This window comes from Nocardioides bigeumensis, from assembly GCF_039531755.1.
In the GTDB taxonomy this organism is placed as follows: domain Bacteria; phylum Actinomycetota; class Actinomycetes; order Propionibacteriales; family Nocardioidaceae; genus Nocardioides; species Nocardioides bigeumensis.
In genome coordinates this window covers 20607-38518 of sequence record NZ_BAAAQQ010000003.1, presented here as the reverse complement: position 1 = coordinate 38518, position 17912 = coordinate 20607, and the positions used below count along the sequence as shown (strand labels likewise).

18 protein-coding genes are annotated in these 17912 nt (G+C 70.6%); 9 read left to right on the top strand and 9 right to left on the bottom strand.

Annotation, left to right across the window (positions count from 1 at the left end; all coding sequences use genetic code 11):
- Positions 1–8 precede the first annotated feature (8 nt).
- The gene (locus ABD295_RS05985) at positions 9–1787 is read left to right on the top strand and encodes an aminotransferase class V-fold PLP-dependent enzyme (protein ID WP_344302757.1); all 1779 of its coding nucleotides are present in this window, start codon (positions 9–11) and stop codon (positions 1785–1787) included.
- Here ABD295_RS05985 and ABD295_RS05980 read toward each other — a convergent pair.
- From ABD295_RS05980 to ABD295_RS05950, 7 genes are all read right to left on the bottom strand, one after another.
- On the bottom strand, positions 1703–2764 hold the full coding sequence (locus ABD295_RS05980; RefSeq protein ID WP_344302756.1) for a hypothetical protein: 1062 nt from the start codon (positions 2762–2764) through the stop codon (positions 1703–1705). The two genes, ABD295_RS05985 and ABD295_RS05980, sit on opposite strands and share 85 nt — an antisense overlap.
- Positions 2761–3294, bottom strand: a complete 534-nt coding sequence (locus ABD295_RS05975) for a hypothetical protein (RefSeq protein WP_344302755.1) — start codon at positions 3292–3294, stop codon at positions 2761–2763. Before ABD295_RS05975 ends, ABD295_RS05980 begins: the two co-directional genes overlap by 4 nt.
- Positions 3294–4244: a hypothetical protein gene (locus ABD295_RS05970; protein WP_344302754.1), complete on the bottom strand. Its 951-nt coding sequence runs from the start codon at positions 4242–4244 to the stop codon at positions 3294–3296. The genes ABD295_RS05975 and ABD295_RS05970 overlap by 1 nt, the downstream gene beginning before the upstream one ends.
- On the bottom strand, positions 4241–4597 hold the full coding sequence (locus ABD295_RS05965; RefSeq protein WP_344302753.1) for a hypothetical protein: 357 nt from the start codon (positions 4595–4597) through the stop codon (positions 4241–4243). Before ABD295_RS05965 ends, ABD295_RS05970 begins: the two co-directional genes overlap by 4 nt.
- 120 nt (positions 4598–4717) lie before the next feature.
- Positions 4718–4930 (bottom strand): PspC domain-containing protein, encoded by a 213-nt coding sequence (locus ABD295_RS05960; RefSeq protein ID WP_344302752.1) that lies wholly within the window; start codon positions 4928–4930, stop codon positions 4718–4720.
- Entirely contained in the window at positions 4927–5406 is a 480-nt protein-coding gene (locus ABD295_RS05955) for a hypothetical protein (protein ID WP_344302751.1), read from the bottom strand. The genes ABD295_RS05960 and ABD295_RS05955 overlap by 4 nt, the downstream gene beginning before the upstream one ends.
- Positions 5403–6872, bottom strand: coding sequence for a PspC domain-containing protein (locus ABD295_RS05950; protein WP_344302750.1), 1470 nt, complete (start codon positions 6870–6872; stop codon positions 5403–5405). The genes ABD295_RS05955 and ABD295_RS05950 overlap by 4 nt, the downstream gene beginning before the upstream one ends.
- A 143-nt stretch (positions 6873–7015) precedes the next feature.
- On the opposite strand from ABD295_RS05950, the gene ABD295_RS05945 reads away from it, so the two are divergent.
- From ABD295_RS05945 to pcrA, 5 genes are all read left to right on the top strand, one after another.
- Entirely contained in the window at positions 7016–8344 is a 1329-nt protein-coding gene (locus ABD295_RS05945; RefSeq protein WP_344302749.1) for a PspC domain-containing protein, read from the top strand.
- Positions 8341–9018 carry a LuxR C-terminal-related transcriptional regulator gene (locus ABD295_RS05940; RefSeq protein ID WP_344302748.1) on the top strand — a complete coding sequence of 226 codons (678 nt, stop codon included), beginning with the start codon at positions 8341–8343 and terminating at the stop codon, positions 9016–9018. The genes ABD295_RS05945 and ABD295_RS05940 overlap by 4 nt, the downstream gene beginning before the upstream one ends.
- Before the next feature lie 98 nt (positions 9019–9116).
- Entirely contained in the window at positions 9117–10544 is a 1428-nt protein-coding gene (locus ABD295_RS05935) for an APC family permease (RefSeq protein ID WP_344302747.1), read from the top strand.
- Between the two features lie 2 nt (positions 10545–10546).
- Complete coding sequence (locus ABD295_RS05930; protein WP_344302746.1) at positions 10547–11008, top strand: universal stress protein; 462 nt, start codon at positions 10547–10549, stop codon at positions 11006–11008.
- Positions 11009–11093: 85 nt separating this feature from the next.
- The gene (gene pcrA, locus ABD295_RS05925; protein ID WP_344302745.1) at positions 11094–13544 is read left to right on the top strand and encodes a DNA helicase PcrA; all 2451 of its coding nucleotides are present in this window, start codon (positions 11094–11096) and stop codon (positions 13542–13544) included.
- A 51-nt stretch (positions 13545–13595) separates the two neighbouring features.
- On the opposite strand, the gene ABD295_RS05920 is transcribed toward pcrA, so the two are convergent.
- Entirely contained in the window at positions 13596–14615 is a 1020-nt protein-coding gene (locus tag ABD295_RS05920) for a M23 family metallopeptidase (protein WP_344302744.1), read from the bottom strand.
- Positions 14616–14877: 262 nt separating this feature from the next.
- Here ABD295_RS05920 and icmB point away from each other — a divergent pair, with 262 nt between their 5' ends.
- Positions 14878–15279 carry a coenzyme B12-dependent isobutyryl CoA mutase small subunit gene (icmB, locus tag ABD295_RS05915; RefSeq protein ID WP_344302743.1) on the top strand — a complete coding sequence of 134 codons (402 nt, stop codon included), beginning with the start codon at positions 14878–14880 and terminating at the stop codon, positions 15277–15279.
- Positions 15280–15287: 8 nt separating this feature from the next.
- Here icmB and ABD295_RS05910 read toward each other — a convergent pair whose 3' ends face one another.
- On the bottom strand, positions 15288–15656 hold the full coding sequence (locus ABD295_RS05910) for a VOC family protein (protein WP_344302742.1): 369 nt from the start codon (positions 15654–15656) through the stop codon (positions 15288–15290).
- A 154-nt stretch (positions 15657–15810) separates the two neighbouring features.
- Here ABD295_RS05910 and sucC point away from each other — a divergent pair, with 154 nt between their 5' ends.
- Positions 15811–16989: an ADP-forming succinate--CoA ligase subunit beta gene (sucC, locus tag ABD295_RS05905; protein WP_344302741.1), complete on the top strand. Its 1179-nt coding sequence runs from the start codon at positions 15811–15813 to the stop codon at positions 16987–16989.
- 17 nt (positions 16990–17006) lie between these two features.
- Positions 17007–17903, top strand: a complete 897-nt coding sequence (gene sucD, locus ABD295_RS05900; RefSeq protein WP_344302740.1) for a succinate--CoA ligase subunit alpha — start codon at positions 17007–17009, stop codon at positions 17901–17903.
- Positions 17904–17912: the final 9 nt, after the last annotated feature.

Here is a 17912-nt window from a genome sequence, read left to right as displayed (position 1 = left end):
ATGGGTGGATGGACGTCCCGCTCACCCCGCCGATCCTCGAGCGGATCAGGGCGGCCGTCATCGGGGACGACCAGGTCATGCCGGGGCCGTACGGCCCACGCCGGGTGACGTACGCCGACTACACCGCGTCGGGTCGCAGCCTCGACTTCATCGAGGACTTCATCCGCCACGAGGTGCTGCCGCGCTACGCCAACACCCACACCGAGGCGAGCGGCACCGGACTGCAGACCACCCGGCTGCGCGAGGACGCGCGCCGGATCATCCGTGCCCACGTGGACGCCACCGACGACTGCGCGGTCATCTTCACGGGCGCGGGCAGCACGGCGGCGATCGACAAGCTCATCGGCGTCCTCGGGCTGCGGATCCCGGCCGGGCTCGACGACCGCTACCACCTGACCGACCAGATCCCCGCCGACGAACGGCCGGTCGTCTTCATCGGTCCCTTCGAGCACCACAGCAACGAGCTGCCCTGGCGCGAGTCGATCGCCGACGTGGTGACGATCCGCGAGGACGCGGACGGCCACATCGACCAGGCCCAGCTGGAGGCCGAGCTCGAGCGGTACGCCGACCGGCCGCTCAAGATCGGCTCGTTCTCGGCCGCCAGCAACGTCACCGGGATCGTCTCCGACACGTGGGGCATCGCCTCGCTCCTGCACCGGCACGGAGCCCTGTCCTTCTGGGACTTCGCCGCGTGCGCGCCGTACGTCGACATGCACATGGACCCTCCGCCGGGCCGTGACCCGTCGGCGCACAAGGACGCGATCTTCCTGTCGCCGCACAAGTTCATCGGTGGGCCTGGCACGCCGGGGGTCCTGGTGGTGCGCAAGGCACTGCTCACCAACCGGGTTCCGGACGTGCCCGGCGGCGGCACGGTCAGCTACGTCAACCCCGAGGAGCACCGCTACGTCGACGATCCCGAGGCGCGGGAGGAGGGCGGCACGCCCGCGATCGTCGAGGCGATCCGGGCCGGCCTGGTCTTCCAGCTCAAGGGGGCCGTCGGCACCGAGACGATCGAGGCGCACGAGAGCGACCTGCTGCGGCGGGCGGTCGAGGCCTGGAAGCGCGAGCCGGCCATCGAGATCCTCGGCAACCTCGACGCCCGGCGGCTCTCGATCGTGTCGTTCGTGATCCGCGCGCCCAGCGGTGACTACCTCCACCACAACTACGTCGTCGCCCTGCTCAACGACCTCTTCGGCATCCAGACCAGGGGCGGCTGCTCGTGCGCCGGCCCCTACGGGCACCGGCTGCTCGGCATCGACCTCGATCGGAGCCACGAGTTCGAGCGCCAGATCGCCACCGGATGCGAGGGCATCAAGCCGGGCTGGGTGCGGGTCAACTTCAACTACTTCGTCGACGACGAAGTCTTCGACTACATCGTCGAGGCAGTCCGGATGGTCGCCTCCGACGGCTGGCGGCTGCTCGGCGACTACCGCTTCGACCCCGACACCGGCCTGTGGCGGCACCGCGCCGGTCCGGTCGAGCCGCCCATGCGGCTGCGCGATGTGTCGTACGCCGCCGACGGCACCATGACCTACGAACGCCACGACACCACCGCCCCGGTCAGCGTGCTGGCCGACTACATGGCCGAGGCGCGGCGGATCATGTCCGAGGCCACGCCGTGCGCGTCGGCCGAGCCGGCCCACCTGACCGCCGACTTCGACGCGCTGCGGTGGTTCGAGCTGCCTGCGGAGTCGCTCGATCCTCAGCCCAGGGGTACGACCCGCGACAGCTCGAGCGTGGTGGGCGCGTCCGCGACTCCGTCGACGTCGTCGACGGACAGGTCGTAGGTCAGGTCGATCCTGAGACGACGCTCGGCGTCGAGCGCGCTGTCGAAGACGACGAAGTCGCTGACGTCGCCCTCCTCGTGCTCAGGCGCGCCGAGCTCGGGCATCGACCCGAGCGGCTTCTCGCCGTCGAGCGTGAGCGCTGCGGTCGTGCGCACCACGTCGTAGTCCGCCTCACCGCGGCCGTCGGAGTAGGTCACATCATCGAGACGGAGCTCGTAGCCGACGACGACGAAGGTACGGCCGTCCTCGACCCAGCCGCGGGCCGGCAGGTAGGGCACCGCCTGCCCCGGGCCTACTTCGCAGCGCAGGCGGAACGAGAAGCCGACCGGGTCGTCGCCGGCAACGCCACCGCACATCTGGTCGAGCACACCCGTCGTCTCGTCGTAGAGCGGCGCGGCCACGCCGGCGTCGCGCTCGCCGTCCGCCGCCACGGTCTGGGTCTGCCCGTCATAGGCGACCTCGACGGTGATCTCCGAGGGCTCGGGCACGGTGTCGACCGGGACGTAGAAGACGCCCACGGGGTTGTCGGCGACGGCCTGGTCGCTCACGACCTCGTAGGGCGACCCGAGAGCGTGGCGCTCGCCGTCGACGACCAGGGTGACCTCGCTGGGCTTGGGCGGGGTGCTCATCAGGGCAGCTCTGTCGTCGAGCGCGAAGGGGTCGTGCGACCAGGCGACCGGCACGAAGGAGCCACCGCCGGGCGCTTCGTGCGTCTCGTCGTCGGCCGCCAGGTCGCCGTCGATCGCCCCCTCGATCGGCGCGCCGATCGTGAGGTCGAGGCGCCCCGCGGGCACGAGCACGAACACCTCCTCGCCGGTCACCTCGCTCGACAGGCGGCCCGGCACGGGCTCGGCGGCGGCGCTTCCGGCGCCGGAGTCGTCGGAGCAGCCGGCGAGCGCGCCGACGGCGAGGAGTGCGGCAGCCAAGGTCGGCCCGACCATCGGGCGCGTCGTCGGGCGCGTCGTCGGGCGGGTCATGCGGTGGGGCTCTCCATGCCGCCGTACACCTCTCGCTTGAGCATCCGCACCTCGGCGAACTGCTCGGTCACCAGCAGCGTGGCGGCGTCGGAGACAGCCTTGCAGAACGACTCCTCGCTCATCGTCCGCGGGGCGTCCTGGGCGATCTGCACGCCCCACTGCTCCATGCCGACCACGCTGATCCGCACCCGGCCGTCGGCGGCCTCTCCGGTCGCGACCAGGCGCGAACGGCGCTCGACGTACTCCTCGTCCTGACGCCCCAGGGGACTGGGCTCACGGGTGACGAGCTCACCGAAGTCCTCGCTGCGGACCTTGTAGTACTCCTTCATCCGCGCGGCGAAGAGCAGCCGGCCCAGGCGGGAGAGCTGGCGCTCGAGATCGGTCGCGCTGGCCTGCTCGTAGTAGTCCGGCATCATCCGCACCTGGACGTGCACGCGGTCGGTGATGCTCGCGGAGACCGCGCCGTCGGGGGTGGTGGCCGACGCGTAGAGACGGTCGATCGAGGTCTGCGACCGAGGGGGAGGGAGCATCAGTCGGCGTCCGGGTAGCCGGGGTCGGGCGTCGGGTCGTCGGCGATGCTCGGGCGGGGCGCGACGATGTCCTCGACGTGGGCATTGACGGTGCCGAGCGCGTTGGTCATCGCGTCGACCACCTTCTGCTCCTGCTTCTCGATCTCCTCCTTGAGCTTGTCGATGCCGTCCTCGGTCGCGTTCACCACGGCCTCGGCGCTCTCACCGGAGAAGCGCGGCTCGGGAGGGTCGTCGATCTGTCCGGCGTACGTGCTCGCCACGCCGATGCCGGAGCCCACCGCCGCCAGCGCGAGGGCGCCCGAGGTCCCCGCGGTGAGCGGCAGGGCGGCGATCGCGACGACGGCGCCCGCGACGGAGAAGGCCATGGACCACTCGTTCTTGCCGCAGTCGTGCATGTGGTCGAGCGCCTTGATGCAGTCCTCCGCGATCTTGTCGATGTTCTCGCGGACCCGCTTCCACAGCTCCTGCTCGGCCTCGAGGGCGTTCATGAGGATCGAGGCGATGACGAACTGGTTGCTCGTGCGCTGAGGGAACGGCGTGACGAAGTTCTCCCGGAAGCGGGTGACCGCGACGCCGTCCCACTCGTCGAGGTAGCCGGCCGCGTCGGTCATCGCGGTGAGCTCGGTGTTGGCTGGGTAGAACTCGCCCTTGATCGGGTCGTCGTTGCCCGTCGACGCGCACAGTGCCGACATCGTCGTCTTCAGGTCGGCGATCGGGCCGTCGAAGTCGGCCGGGTCGGGGAGGCTGTAGAAGTCGCCGAACATCGTGTAGACCTTCGCGAACTTCGACTCCGCCTCGTCGATCCACAGCTGCAGGATCTCGTCGTCGACGCCCATGCTGCCGATGTAGCGGTTGTCGTCGGTCTTGTAGGCGCCGCGCTCCATCATGTAGTCCTCGACCGCCTTGTCCCAGATGTCCGAGACGTGGCCCGAGAGCTCCTCGTAGCTCATCGAGTGACCTCCGACAGCTCGCTCTTGCGGGCCTCGAACTCCGCGCGAGCCTCAGCGTCGGTGTGCGCGTAGTTGTTCGCCGCGATCACCAGGGCGCTGCCGGTGTCGATCAGGTTGCGCTGGGTCGTCGTGAGGATCTCGTCGAGCTTGTCAGCGAGGTCGCGCCACACGAAGTACGCGCCGAACGCGCCATCGCCGGCGCCCAGCCCCCCGCCGCGGTAGAAGGCTCCGGAGCAATAGGGATTGCTCGTCTGCTGGGCCTTGTTGAACTCCCCGGCCACCTGCGGCAGCAGGTGCTTGCCCGCGTGCCACAGCTCGGAGAGATCGACGCCCAGTTCACGACCCGAGGACATGTCGGATCCTTTCGACAGAAGACTTCGTGAGGGACAGCGCTCCTATGCCCGCTGTCGCCGATCACGAAACCCTCGGCACCGCAAGGGATCTGGTTCGATCTGTGGCGATCCGTGGAGGGATCACTCCTGGGGGAGCAGCACCCACGCCACGACGTACGCCACGACCAGGCTCCCGAGGCCGAGGCAGGCACCGACCACGGTGAGCACCCGCACCAGGGTGACGTCGACTGCGAAGTAGTCGGCGACACCGGCGCAGACGCCGCCGAGCATGCGGTGGTCACGGCGGCGGACCAGCCGCCTGGGGGCGGTGGAGGAATAGTCGGGCTGGCTCATCGCTGGTCGTCCTCGGTCTCGATCTGCTCGGTCGTCTCGGTGGGTGCGCTCCCGGTCTGGGGACCGGTCTGGGTGTCGGTCCGGGTGTCGGTCTGCGGCTCGTGCTGGGGGTCGTGCTGGGGGTCGTGCTGGGCGAGCTTCTCGTCCAGGTCGCTGGTGTAGTCCGGTGCCTCACTGGCGGTCGTCTCAGCGAACCCCCCGCCCGACGCGCCGGCGTACGACGTTGTGGGCTGCTTCGAGCGCCGCCAGCGCTGACCGCTGGCCACCACCGACGCGATCAGTCCGGCGGCGCCGGCGAACACCCAGGGGAGCGGCAGAAGCCAACGCACGTCGTCGTCGGGGACGACGTCGAGCTGGACGGCCGCCCAGACCGCGGCGAGACCCAGGAAGGCCAGGCCCATCACCAGGTGACCCACGTTGACCGTGTGCCAGCCACCGGTGCGCTGGTCGCCCGACTGGTGGGAGTAGGTGCTCATCGGCTGGCCTCCTGCTGGGTCTGGATGACGATCTCGCCGACACTCAGGTCGACGTCGAGGGTGAACGTGGCCAGCTCGTCGGGTTCGTCGTGGAACTTGGTCAGCCGAGGTCCGATGCCATCGGCGTGCTGCCCGAAGAGGGACACGTCGCCGAGCCCGTCGACGTAGGCGTCCACGTCCACGTCGACGCGGTCCGGGATGATCACCTCGATGCGACCGAGGTCGCCATGGAGCTGGAAGTCACGCCCCTCGAGCTCCTCGGGGTCGCTGACGGCGCTCAGGTCGAAGATGATCTCCCCGGCGTCGAAGTCGTAGGTCGCGGGTGCCTCCGACACAGTGGCCGGGGCGATGGTGGTGACCTCGCCTTCGTAGCGGTCGGCCACTGCACTGCCCGCGGTAGCGGCGGCGGCGATCAGGCCGACGAAGATGAGGCCGCCGGCACGGCCGAAGAAGGCGCCGATCAGCAGCATCGCGCCGATGACCGTCAGGACGAGGGCGGGGTACGCCGACGCCGGCACGGACGAACCGCTCACGTCGACGATCCCGAGGATGCCGACGCCCAGTGCGGCCAGCGCCATGGTGAACCAGAAGAGGATCGGGCCGCGCTTGCGCGGGTTGCCCGGCCGTCCCGGCACAGTGGGCTGCCAGGCGCCTCCCGGCGGCTGGTCCTGGTGCTGGTACCGGTACTGCGTCTGCGGCTCCGGGTGGGAAGGCTGCTCGTAGCCCGGCGGCAGCACCGGGTAGTGCGCCGTGGAGTAGACGTCCGCCGGAGCCCCGGAGGTGGGGGCGGCGGAGGGCGGGGCGGTGGGCGGGGCGGTGGCGGCGGTCGCTCCGGCGTCGCCGGTCGGCGGCACCATCGCGCCGTACGGCGTGGCTTGTTGCGGGACCTGCGGCGGGGCGGCGGGCGGGACGCCTTGGTTCTTCCGGTCCCGGCTGAGCAGGACGACCGCGATCACCAAGCCGATGACCGTGAGGGGCCACGGGAAGCCGAAGCCGCCCCACGAGTCGCCGACCAGCAGCACGGTGCCGAAGACCAGCACCGCCATCAGGGCGAACATCAGGTTGCGGTTGTCGAGGTTGATGATCGCCTGGTCACCGTCGTCCTCGGGCAGCAGCAGCCACAGCGCGCCGTAGAGCATCAGACCGGTGCCGCCGAAGAAGGTGAGCACCACGAAGAGCACCCGGACGATGGCCGGGTCGATGTCGAGGTGCCGGGCGACGCCGCCCGCGACGCCGGCGACGTACTTGTTCGGCCCGGTGGTGCGGCGGAGCCGGTCGAGGTTGCGGACGTCGTCGCGGGTCACGCGCGGACCTCCATGGGGCTGCCCGTGGGGTGGCCCGTACGCGGGGCCGTACGCCGGCCCGTACGCGGGGCCGTACGCCGGGCCATACGCCGGGTCAGGCTGGCCGGTGGGGCCGGGCTGCCCGGGCGGCGGCGAAGGTGCTTCGGGCGGTGTGGTGGTCATGGCACCAGCGTGCGGCCTGGGGACCGGCAGCGGTATCGGGGACGACCCTGAACACCGCCTGGGACCGGGTCGCGCGGCTCGGGGTCGGGTCGGGGTTCCGCCTCATGGCCCGGCCACTCGCGCTGTGTGACGATTGAGCCACGATGAGCGCTGCCACACCCTCCCCGACCGCGTGGGACCACGGGATCAACCCCACGGTCGACCCCGCCGCTGCGCCGGACGTCCGTCGCGCCCACCGGGACACGCAGGAGTCGATCATCGGCGGGGTCGCGGGCGGGCTGGCGATCCACCTGGGGATCCCCGTCCTGTGGGTCCGCGCGGCGTTCGTCCTCCTGACGGCCTTCGGGGGCTTCGGCATCGCGCTGTACGCCGGGCTCTGGATGGTGCTGCCCGCAGCCGACGCCCACTTCGACCAGTCCACGCCGGGGCTGGAGAGCGCGACCCGCACGGGCAAGCGCCCCGGCCGGGTGCGCCGCCTCACCGACGTCGGACCCGCGATCGCGCTGGGCTGCCTGGGCTTCGGCCTGGTCATCGCCGTCCAGTCCGTGCTCGGCGCCGGCGCCGTGTTCTGGCCGCTGGTCATCGCCGCAGTCGGCATCGCGCTGCTCTGGCGCCAGGCCGACGAGGCGCAGCGCGAGAGGTGGATCGACTCCAGCGGCCGCATCGACCCGGTGAAGGCCGTCTTCGGGCGCGGCGGGTGGGCGTCGTACGCACGGGTGGCGGCCGGTTTCGGGCTGATCATCGGTGCGCTCGTCGTCTTCTCGCTGCGCAACAACTCGATCGGCGACGCCCGTGACGTCGCGATCGCCGGTGTCCTCGGCATCGGGGGACTGGCCGTCGTGGTCGGCCCGTGGGTCTATCGGCTCGCGTCGGACCTCACGGCCGAACGGGCCGAGCGTGTCCGCACCCAGGAGCGCGCCGACCTGGCCGCGCACCTGCACGACTCGGTGCTGCAGACGCTGGCGCTGATCCAGAAGAACTCCCACGACGGCGCCACTGTCGCGCGGCTCGCCCGCTCGCAGGAGCGCGACCTGCGTGCCTGGCTCTACGCCGGCGAGGCCGCCGACGAGAGCACGCTCGCGTCGGCGCTGCGTGGGGTCGGCGCGGCCGTCGAGGACACCCACGGCGTCTCGGTGGACGTCGTCACCGTCGGAGACTGCGACTTCGTCGAGGCGTTGCGACCGATCGTCAACGCGGCGCGCGAAGCGGTCACCAACGCCGCCAAGCACGCCGGCACCGGCAAGGTGGACGTGTACGCCGAGGTCGGCGCCGACGCGGTCGACATCTTCGTCCGCGACCGCGGCGACGGCTTCGACATGGCGAGCATCGCCGAGGACCGCTACGGCGTCCGGCACAGCATCCTCGACCGGATGGAGCGGCACGGCGGCAGCGCCGAGATCCGTTCCGAGCCCGGCGACGGCACCGAGGTGCGCCTGCACCTGCCCCGATCGATCGAAGAGAGCGAACGATGACCGAGACCCCGACCCCCGCACCCGCCGACGGGCGGGTGAGCGTCGTGATCGTCGACGACCACGCGATGTTCCGAGCCGGCGTACGCGCGGAGCTGGCCGCCGCCGGGGCCGACGCCATCCGTGTGCTGGCCGAGGCCGCCGACGTCGACACCGCGGTGGCCGCGATCGCCGAGCAGCGCCCTCAGGTCGTGCTCCTCGACGTGCACCTTCCCGGGGGCGGCGGCGCCGAGGTCATGCGGCGGCAGCCCTTCCACGACACGCGCTATCTCGCGCTCTCGGTCTCCGACGCGGCCGAGGACGTCATCGGCACCATCCGGGGCGGCGCGCGCGGCTACGTCACCAAGACCATCACCGGACCCGAGCTGGTCTCCGCCATCCAGCGCGTCGCGGGCGGGGACGCGGTGTTCTCACCGCGCCTCGCAGGCTTCGTGCTCGACGCCTTCGCCGGCTCGATCGACGTCGCGGCCGTCGACGAGGACCTCGACCGGCTCACCGAGCGCGAGCGCGAGGTGATGCGGCTGATCGCGCGCGGCTACGCCTACAAGGAGGTCGCGAAGGAGCTCTTCATCTCCATCAAGACCGTCGAGACCCACATGTCCAACGTGCTGCGCAAGCTCCAGCTCTCCTCACGTCACGAGCTCACCCGCTGGGCCTCGGACCGCCGCCTGCTCTGAGTCGCGACGGGGTCACACCCCTAGGGCGGTGGACGACGCCGCCGGTGGCGGGTTGGGTGGAGCGACTGCTCCCCTCGTCTCGGAAAGCGAGCCGGCCCATGACCGTCACGACCGACCAGCCCGAGCGGGAGGACCAGCTCACCCGGTCCATCACCGGCAAGCTCCTCTACTTCTACGTCCTCGGCGACGTCCTCGGCTCCGGGATCTACGTCCTCATCGGCGCGGTGGCCGGCGCGGTCGGCGGTGCCTTCTTCGTGGCGTTCGCCGCGGGTGTCACCGTCGCGACGCTGACCGGTCTGGCGTACGCGGAGCTGGTGACGAAGTACCCCCAGGCCGCGGGGGCGGCGCTCTACGTCAACAAGGCCTTCCGCAACAAGGCGCTGACCTTCCTCATCACCATCTCGTTCCTGTCGTCGAGCTTTGCGGCCTCGGGCTCGCTCGCGTCCGGCTTCGCGGCGTACTTCGCGGAGGTCTGGGAGCTGCCGCCGGCGTTGCTGATCACGCTGGTCTTCCTGCTGCTGCTGACCATCCTCAACTTCATCGGCATCACCGAGTCGGTGGTCGTCAACATGTTGATGACCTTCGTCGAGGTGGCGGGACTCATCGTGGTGATGGGCATCGGCGTGTGGTTCGTGGCCGAGGGCGACGCCGACTTCGGCGTGCTGACGGAGTTCTCCGGAGAAGGCAGCCCGATCCTCGCGGTGATCTCTGGTGTGGCGCTCGCGTTCTTCGCCATGACCGGCTTCGAGAACGCCGCCAACGTCGCCGAGGAGACGATCAACCCGAAGAAGACCTTTCCGCGCGCCCTGGTCGGCGGCATGGTCACCGCCGGCGTCATCTACGTCCTGGTGGCGATCGCCGCTGCGCTGACCGTCCCGGTCGACCAGCTCGCCGACTCCGATGCCGCGCTGCTCGAGGTCGTCCAGGCCGGGATCATCCCTGTGGAGGTCGGCGTCATGACGATCCTCTTCGCCATCATCGCGATGATCGCGATCACCAACACGACGCTGGTGTCGGTCGTCACCCAGTCGCGGATCCTCTACGGGATGGCCCGCGAGGACGTCGTGCCCGCGGCGTTCGCCAAGATCCACCCGACCCGGCGCAGCCCGGTCGTCGGGCTCGGCTTCAGCTTCATCGTGGTCGCCGGGCTGCTTCTCGTCGGCACGTTGCTGAACGAGACGGGCGCCGGCATCGACGTCGTCGAACGGCTCGCCACGGTGACGGTCGTCTTCCTGCTCTTCATCTACGCGCTGGTGATCATCTCGGCGCTGAAGCTGCGCGGGCAGGACGAGGACGACGAGACCTACCGTGCCAGCACCCCGCTGCTGTGCGTGGGCCTGGTGGGCAACGTCGTCCTCCTCGGTTACGTCGTGTACGACGACCCCGCCTCGCTGTGGTGGGTCGGTGGGCTCCTGGCCATCGGCGTCGTCCTCTACCTGGTCGAGTCGGTCTTCGGTCGGCGCGACCGACCGCCTGGCGCCGAGCGCGGAGACCCCGTGGCCGGCACGTCTGCGAAGGAGCACTGACCATGCACGTCGTCATCGCCACCGACGGGTCCCGTCAGTCCCTGGCCGCGGCGCGGCACTTCCAGTCCTTCGCCGACCCGGCCAAGGTCACCGGCGTCACCGTCGTCGCCGTCATCCGGCCGCTCGCCGCCGTCGCGTTCGCCGACGAGCTGAGCCCGGCCGACAGGCGGGCGGCGAACGCGGAGACCGGCAGCTTCCGCGACGCCGCCAAGTCGGCGGTCGACGTCATCGCCGACGCGCTCAAGGGATGGGGACCGAAGGTGCGGACCAAGGTCCGCAGCGGATCCCCGGCCAGCGAGATCATCAAGGAGGCCGCGCAGACCGACGCCGGGCTCGTCGTCGTCTCCGCCGGCAACCGGGGCCTCACCGAGACCGTCCTCGTCGGCAGCACCGCCCAGCGCGTCCAGCACTACGCGCCCTGCCCCGTGCTCGTCGTACGAGGAAGGGCGCGCCGCACGCGCTAGGCGGTCCGCGCCGCCCCCGCCGTCGGTCAGGGGCTGTGAGCAGCGCGACGCACCGGGGGTGGTCGCGCGTAGGGTTGAGACCGACATGACGAGTGACACCGCCAGCACGCTGCCTGGACTCGAGTTCGCCGAGCAGGAGCGCACCGAGCGGGGTGGCCCGACCCGCGACGAGCTCCTCGGAGGTCTCAACCCGCCGCAGCAGGCCGCCGTCATGCACGCGGGCGCCCCGCTGCTCGTCGTCGCCGGCGCCGGCTCCGGCAAGACCCGGGTGCTCACCCGGCGGATCGCCTGGTTGATCTCCGAGCGCAAGGCCCACCCCGGCTCGATCCTGGCGATCACTTTCACCAACAAGGCCGCCAACGAGATGAAGCAGCGCGTGGAGGCGCTGGTCGGCAAGCGCGCCCGCATCATGTGGGTCAGCACCTTCCACTCCGCCTGCGTGCGCATCCTCCGCAAGGAGATCGCCAACTTCGGCTACAAGTCCAACTTCTCCATCTACGACGCCGCCGACTCCAAGCGCCTCATGACGCTCGTGCTCAAGGACCTCGACCTCGACCCGCGGCGCTACCAGCCCGGCGCGGTGCTCAACTGGGTCTCCGACCGCAAGAACGACCTCGTCGACTTCGAGGCGGCGGCCGAGGACACGCACAACAAGTTCGAGGAGGCGTACGCCGCGGCGTACGCCAGCTACCAACGGCGGCTGCGCGAGGCCAACGCCCTCGACTTCGACGACCTGATCATGACCACGGTGCATCTCTTCCAGCAGTTCCCCGAGGTGCGCGAGACCTACCGTCGGCGCTTCCGACACGTCCTCGTCGACGAGTACCAGGACACCAACCACGCGCAGTACGCGTTGATCCACCAGCTGTGTGCCGACTCCATGGAAGAGGTCTCGTCGGTCTCGCCCGCGGCAGGGGAGGAGCCCGAGGACCGGGTCGCGCCGGCCGAGCTGATGGTCGTGGGCGACGCCGACCAGTCGATCTACGCCTTCCGCGGCGCCAACATCCGCAACATCCTCGACTTCGAGCAGGACTTCCCGAACGCCACCTCGATCCTGCTGGAGCAGAACTACCGCTCCACCCAGACCATCCTCAACGCCGCCAACGCCGTCATCGGGCACAACAAGGGCCGCAAGCCCAAGCGGCTGTGGTCCGACGCGGGCGATGGCGCCGCGATCGTCGGCTACGTCGCCGACGACGAGCGCGACGAGGCGAGGTTCGTCTCCGAGGAGATCGACAAGCTCACCGACGACGGCGCGGCCAAGCCCGCCGACGTGGCGGTGTTCTACCGCACCAACGCGCAGTCGCGTGTGTTCGAGGAGGTGTTCATCCGCGTCGGCATGCCCTACAAGGTCGTCGGCGGGGTGCGTTTCTACGAGCGCCGGGAGGTGCGCGACGCGCTGGCCTACCTGCGGATGCTGGTCAACCCGGCCGACGAGATCTCGCTGCGCCGGATCCTCAACACGCCGCGCCGGGGCATCGGCGACCGCGCCGAGGAGGCGGTCCAGAAGTTCGGCGAGCGTGAGCGGATCACCTTCTGGGAGGCCCTGCAGCGCGCCGACGAGGCGCCGGGTCTCGCCACCCGGTCGCTGCGCAACATCCAGGGCTTCGTCGGCCTGGTCCAGGAGCTCCAGTCGATGGTCGACGCCGGCGAGCGCGCCGACGTGATCTTGGAGTCGACGCTCGAGCGCACCGGCTACCTCGCCGAGCTCGAGGCGTCCGACGACCCGCAGGACGGCACCCGCGTGGAGAACCTCGGGGAGCTCGTCGCCGTGGCGCGCGAGTTCTCCGACGACCCGGTGGCCGGGCCGTCCGCCGACCCTGCCGACGTCGACGCCGGCGTGGTCGCCCCCGGGCTCGGCGACTTCCTCGAGCGGGTGGCGCTGGTCGCCGATGCGGACCAGATCCCCGACGCCCCCGAGGGCGACGACACCGGCGTCGTCACGCTGATGACGCTGCACACCGCCAAGGGACTGGAGTTCCCCGTCGTCTTCCTGACCGGCCTCGAGGACGGGGTCTTCCCGCACTCGCGCTCGTTGGGCGACCAGCCCGAGCTCGAGGAGGAGCGCCGGCTGGCCTACGTCGGCGTCACCCGGGCCCAGCAGCGGCTCTACGTCACCCGCGCTCTGGTGCGGTCGGCCTGGGGAGCGCCCGCGCACAACCCGGCGTCGCGGTTCCTGTCCGAGCTGCCCGACGAGCTCGTCGACTGGCGGCGCACGGCGGCCGCGCAGACCTCTTGGGGCAGGCAGGACTGGTCGAGCGCCTCAGCGGCGTCCTCCGGCCTGGGTTCGCCCACCGACGTCGGTCGGCGCAACTTCTCCGCAGCGGCGGCCCGCGCGGATGCGGCGGCCAAGGCCAAGCCGGCCCGCGAGGTGCCGAGCCTCGACCCGGGCGACCGCGTGCTGCACGACTCGTTCGGCATGGGCACGGTCGTCGCCGTGGAGGGCGTGGCCGACAAGTCCGTCGCCTCGATCGACTTCGGCTCCGAGGGCGTCAAGCGGCTGCTGCTGAGGTATGCCCCCGTGGAGAAGCTCTAGCGGCTATCCGTCTGGTCGGGCTGTGCGGCCCCTGAGGAGCGAGCGCAGCGCCTACAGCGCGATCCCGTGCACGAGGAAGGCCTCGTAGGGGTCGACCGGGTCGCCGCCGCCGGGGCGGACCTCGATGTGCAGGTGCGGGCCGGTGCTGTTGCCGGTGGACCCGACGGTGCCGATCACCTCGCCGCCGGTGACCGCGTCACCGACGCTGACCAGGAAGCTGGTCTGGTGGCAGTACCAGATCTCGGTGCCGTCATCGAGGGTGACCACGGTCTTGTTGCCGTAGGAGCCGTCGTAGCCGACCTCGGTCACCACGCCGTTGGCGACGTTCTTGATCGGCGTGCCGATCGGGGCCGACAGGTCCTGCCCGGTGTGCAGGTGGGACCAGAGATAGCTGGAGGCACCGAAGCCGGCGCTCATGCCGTAGGAGTCGAGCGGCACGACCCATGCGTTGAGCGCGATCTTGGCCGCCTGCTTCTCCGCCTGCTGGGCGAACTGGGCCAGCGTCGCGTCGCGCTGCTCGGCGACGTTCTCTGCCTCGGCCACGAGCTCGGCGTCGACGGTCTCACCGAGGGCATCGCGCGAGGAGTCGCGAGAGACGGTCTGGCTGCGGCCGGTCAAGAGGTTGCTGCTGCCGCTGGCGCTGCTGCCGGAGAGGGCGCTGGCCGGGCTGAACGCGATCTGGTCGCCCGCGCTCGCGGTGACCGGCGCCTGGACGGCGGACAGGGCGCCGATGGCGGCGATGGCGACGGTGGCCACGCCGGCGAGGACCGGCACCGAGGGCAGTCCCGAGACGAGGGGCTTCTTGGCGGTCGCCTTGCGGCGGCCACCGGCCGCCGGCACGGCGGCTGCGGCACGGCGAGGGGAGGTCGCGCGGGCTCGGGGCGACGCCAGGTCGGGCGCCGAGGTGCGGATCCGGTCGGCGACCTCGCGGCGTGCGGGGGCCGGAGCCTCGGCGGCCGCGCGACCCGCGGCGCGCTTGCCGGCGCCTGGGTAGGTCGTCGGGGCAGCCGAGGGTGGGGTCTCCGAGGTGCTGCGGCGCGGGCTGCGCCGATCTGCCCGGTGGTCACCCATCGAAAGAAAAATCCCTCACTGCTGGTTTGAGAGCTGTCCTGGCGGGGCACACTGCACGGAGCACCAGCCGCCGGGGCGAGCCCACACTGTAACGGAATGGTCACTGCCCCATGCAATCGGTGCGCGCAATCGGTGCGCCATCGGTGCGTGGATCAGTGGCCCCCGCCAGGATCGCTCACGGATCGATAGGCCCGCTGCGCTTCTCCACACCTCGTGTGGGTTCACGACCGGGTCCCCGGACACGTGCGACTACCCTGCCCCTATGGCAGCCTCCCGCATTCGCATCGTCGTCGGCAAGCCCGGACTCGATGGACACGACCGCGGCGCCAAGATCGTCGCCCGCGCGCTGCGCGACGCCGGGCACGAGGTGATCTACACCGGGCTGCACCAGACGCCCGAGCAGATCGTCGAGACCGCCATCCAGGAGGACGCCGACCTGATCGGTCTCTCGGTCCTCTCGGGGGCCCACATGACGCTCTTCCGCACGCTGGTCGACCTGCTCGCCCAGCGCGACGCCTCCGACATCGTCGTCTTTGGTGGCGGGATCATCCCCGACGAAGACATCCCGGTCCTGGAGGAGATGGGGGTCGCCAAGGTCTTCACCCCCGGCGCCACCACCACCGACATCACCGGCTGGGTCAGCGAGCACTTCGCCGTCGTCTGACGGCGCCCTCACCAGTTGGCTGCTGCGGTGAGGCAGAACGGGTGCCCAGCCGGGTCGAGCGCCACTGTCCAGGTCTCGCCGGGCTGGTCGTCGGGGACGCTGCCGCCCAGCTCGGTCACGCGGGCGGCGGCCGCCTCGACGTCCTCGCAGGCCAGGTCGAAGTGGAACTGCTTGCTGCCGCGCTCGTTGGGCCAGCCCGGCGGCTCGTGGTCGGCGACCTTGCCCAGGCCCAGCGCGATGCCGCCGGGGCCGGCCAGCATGGCGTAGTCGTCCTCCATCGCCGCCACGTCCCAGCCGAGCAGCTCGGACCAGAAGGCGCCGCTGACGCGGGGGTCGGGGCAGTCGAGGGTGATCATCTTGAGGGTGGGTGCGGTCATGCGCCCCAGCGTGCCCGCCGCCGCCGACAGCCGGCTTGAACGAACCCGACACCGTCCGCACCCGCGACCCGCTCTCCGCGCGGAGCCTGCCCGCTACTAAGGTGCCGAGAGGACAGCCCCCGGACATTCGAGCGACGAAGGACTGGTCGACCAGATGGACTTGATGGAGTACCAGGCGAAGGAGCTCTTCGCCAAGCACGGCGTCCACGTGACTCTCGGGATCGTGGCCACCACTCCCGCCGAGGCCAGGGCGGCCGCCGAGGAGCTCGGCGTCGTCGTCGTCAAGGCGCAGGTGAAGGCGGGCGGCCGCGGCAAGGCAGGCGGCGTCAAGCTCGCGAAGACCCCCGACGAGGCCGAGCAGCACGCCGAGGCGATCCTGGGCATGCAGATCAAGGGCCTGACGGTGAACCGCGTGCTCATCGCTCCCGCCGCCAGCATCGAGGAGGAGTACTACTTCTCCTTCCTGCTCGACCGCTCCAACCGGCAGTACCTCTGCATCGCCAGCGTCGAGGGCGGCGTGGAGATCGAGGAGGTCGCCAAGACCAACCCCGACGCCGTCAAGCAGATCGCGATCGACCCCGGCGCCGGCGTCGACGAGGCCAAGGCCCGCGAGATCGCCACCGAGGCGAAGTTCCCCGAGCCGGTCTTCGAGCAGGCCGTGACGATGATCCAGGCGCTCTACAAGGTGTACGTCGAGGAGGACGCCACGCTCGTCGAGGTCAACCCGCTCGCGCGGCTGTCCGGCGACGTGCTGGAGGCGCTCGACGGCAAGGTCTCGCTCGACGACAACGCCTCGGAGTTCCGGCATCCCGACCACGAGGCGTTCGTCATCCGCGACGAGGAGGACCCGCTCGAGGCGAAGGCCAAGGACAAGGGCCTCAACTACGTCAAGCTCGACGGCCAGGTCGGCATCATCGGCAACGGTGCGGGGCTGGTCATGTCGACGCTCGACGTGGTGGCGTACGCCGGCGAGGCGCACGGCGGCGTGAAGCCCGCCAACTTCCTCGACATCGGCGGCGGTGCGAACGCCCAGGTGATGGCCGACGGTCTCGACGTCATCCTCCACGACCCGCAGGTCAAGAGCGTCTTCGTCAACGTCTTCGGCGGCATCACCGCCTGCGACGAGGTCGCCAACGGCATCAAGGGCGCGCTGGAGATCCTCGGCGACGAGGCCACCAAGCCCCTCGTCGTTCGCCTCGACGGCAACAACGTCGCCGAGGGCCGCCGGATCCTCGACGAGCTGAACCACCCCCTGGTCACCCAGGTGGACACCATGGACGGTGCGGCCGACAAGGCTGCCGAGCTGGCCAATCTCAACCAGCAGAGTGCCTGAGCACGGGAAGCAGAGAGATGTCGATCTACCTCAACAAGGACTCCAAGATCATCGTCCAGGGCATGACGGGCGGGATGGGCTCCAAGCACACCACCCTGATGCTCGACGCGGGCTCTGCCATCGTGGGCGGCGTCAACGCCCGCAAGGCGGGCACCACCGTCGAGCTCGGCGGCCAGGAGCTGCCCGTCTTCGGCAACGTGAAGGAGGCGATGGCCGAGACCGGCGCCGACGTGTCGGTCGTGTTCGTGCCGCCGGCCTTCACCAAGGACGCCTGCATCGAGGCCATCGACGCCGGCATCGGCCTGCTCGTGGTCATCACCGAGGGCGTGCCCGTGCAGGACACGGCCGAGGTGTGGTCCTACCTCGACGGCAGGTCCACGCGCATGATCGGGCCCAACTGCCCCGGCATCATCACGCCGGAGGAGTCGCTGGCCGGCATCACCCCGCACACCATCGCAGGCAAAGGCCCGGTCGGGCTGGTGTCCAAGTCGGGCACGCTGACCTACCAGATGATGTTCGAGCTGCGGGACTTCGGCTTCTCGACCGCCATCGGCATCGGTGGCGACCCGATCGTCGGCACCACCCACATCGACGCGCTCGAGGCGTTCGAGAACGACCCCGAGACCGAGGCGATCGTGATGATCGGCGAGATCGGCGGCGACGCCGAGGAGCGCGCGGCGACGTACATCAGGGACCACGTCACCAAGCCCGTGGTCGGCTACGTCGCCGGCTTCACCGCTCCCGAGGGCAAGACCATGGGCCACGCCGGCGCCATCGTGTCCGGCTCCTCGGGCACCGCCCAGGCCAAGAAGGAGGCCCTCGAGGCGGTCGGCGTGAAGGTCGGCAAGACGCCGTCCGAGACCGCGCAGCTCATGCGGGAGATTCTGGAAGAGCGGGGCGTCCAGGCTCGCTGAGCCGGCTCG

Bases quoted from the DNA above. Each gene is read 5' to 3' on its own strand.
- ABD295_RS05965 (WP_344302753.1), bottom strand. From the start codon at position 4,597: ATGTCCTCGGGTCGTGAACTGGGCGTCGATCTCTCCGAGCTGTGGCAC.
- ABD295_RS05985 (WP_344302757.1), top strand. From the start codon at position 9: ATGGACGTCCCGCTCACCCCGCCGATCCTCGAGCGGATCAGGGCGGCC.
- ABD295_RS05910 (WP_344302742.1), bottom strand. From the start codon at position 15,656: ATGACCGCACCCACCCTCAAGATGATCACCCTCGACTGCCCCGACCCC.
- pcrA (WP_344302745.1), top strand. From the start codon at position 11,094: ATGACGAGTGACACCGCCAGCACGCTGCCTGGACTCGAGTTCGCCGAG.
- ABD295_RS05945 (WP_344302749.1), top strand. From the start codon at position 7,016: ATGAGCGCTGCCACACCCTCCCCGACCGCGTGGGACCACGGGATCAAC.
- ABD295_RS05935 (WP_344302747.1), top strand. From the start codon at position 9,117: ATGACCGTCACGACCGACCAGCCCGAGCGGGAGGACCAGCTCACCCGG.
- ABD295_RS05930 (WP_344302746.1), top strand. From the start codon at position 10,547: ATGCACGTCGTCATCGCCACCGACGGGTCCCGTCAGTCCCTGGCCGCG.
- ABD295_RS05955 (WP_344302751.1), bottom strand. From the start codon at position 5,406: ATGAGCACCTACTCCCACCAGTCGGGCGACCAGCGCACCGGTGGCTGG.
- sucD (WP_344302740.1), top strand. From the start codon at position 17,007: ATGTCGATCTACCTCAACAAGGACTCCAAGATCATCGTCCAGGGCATG.
- ABD295_RS05970 (WP_344302754.1), bottom strand. From the start codon at position 4,244: ATGAGCTACGAGGAGCTCTCGGGCCACGTCTCGGACATCTGGGACAAG.
- ABD295_RS05975 (WP_344302755.1), bottom strand. From the start codon at position 3,294: ATGCTCCCTCCCCCTCGGTCGCAGACCTCGATCGACCGTCTCTACGCG.
- ABD295_RS05960 (WP_344302752.1), bottom strand. From the start codon at position 4,930: ATGAGCCAGCCCGACTATTCCTCCACCGCCCCCAGGCGGCTGGTCCGC.
- ABD295_RS05980 (WP_344302756.1), bottom strand. From the start codon at position 2,764: ATGACCCGCCCGACGACGCGCCCGACGACGCGCCCGATGGTCGGGCCG.
- ABD295_RS05950 (WP_344302750.1), bottom strand. From the start codon at position 6,872: ATGACCACCACACCGCCCGAAGCACCTTCGCCGCCGCCCGGGCAGCCC.
- ABD295_RS05940 (WP_344302748.1), top strand. From the start codon at position 8,341: ATGACCGAGACCCCGACCCCCGCACCCGCCGACGGGCGGGTGAGCGTC.
- sucC (WP_344302741.1), top strand. From the start codon at position 15,811: ATGGACTTGATGGAGTACCAGGCGAAGGAGCTCTTCGCCAAGCACGGC.
- icmB (WP_344302743.1), top strand. From the start codon at position 14,878: ATGGCAGCCTCCCGCATTCGCATCGTCGTCGGCAAGCCCGGACTCGAT.
- ABD295_RS05920 (WP_344302744.1), bottom strand. From the start codon at position 14,615: ATGGGTGACCACCGGGCAGATCGGCGCAGCCCGCGCCGCAGCACCTCG.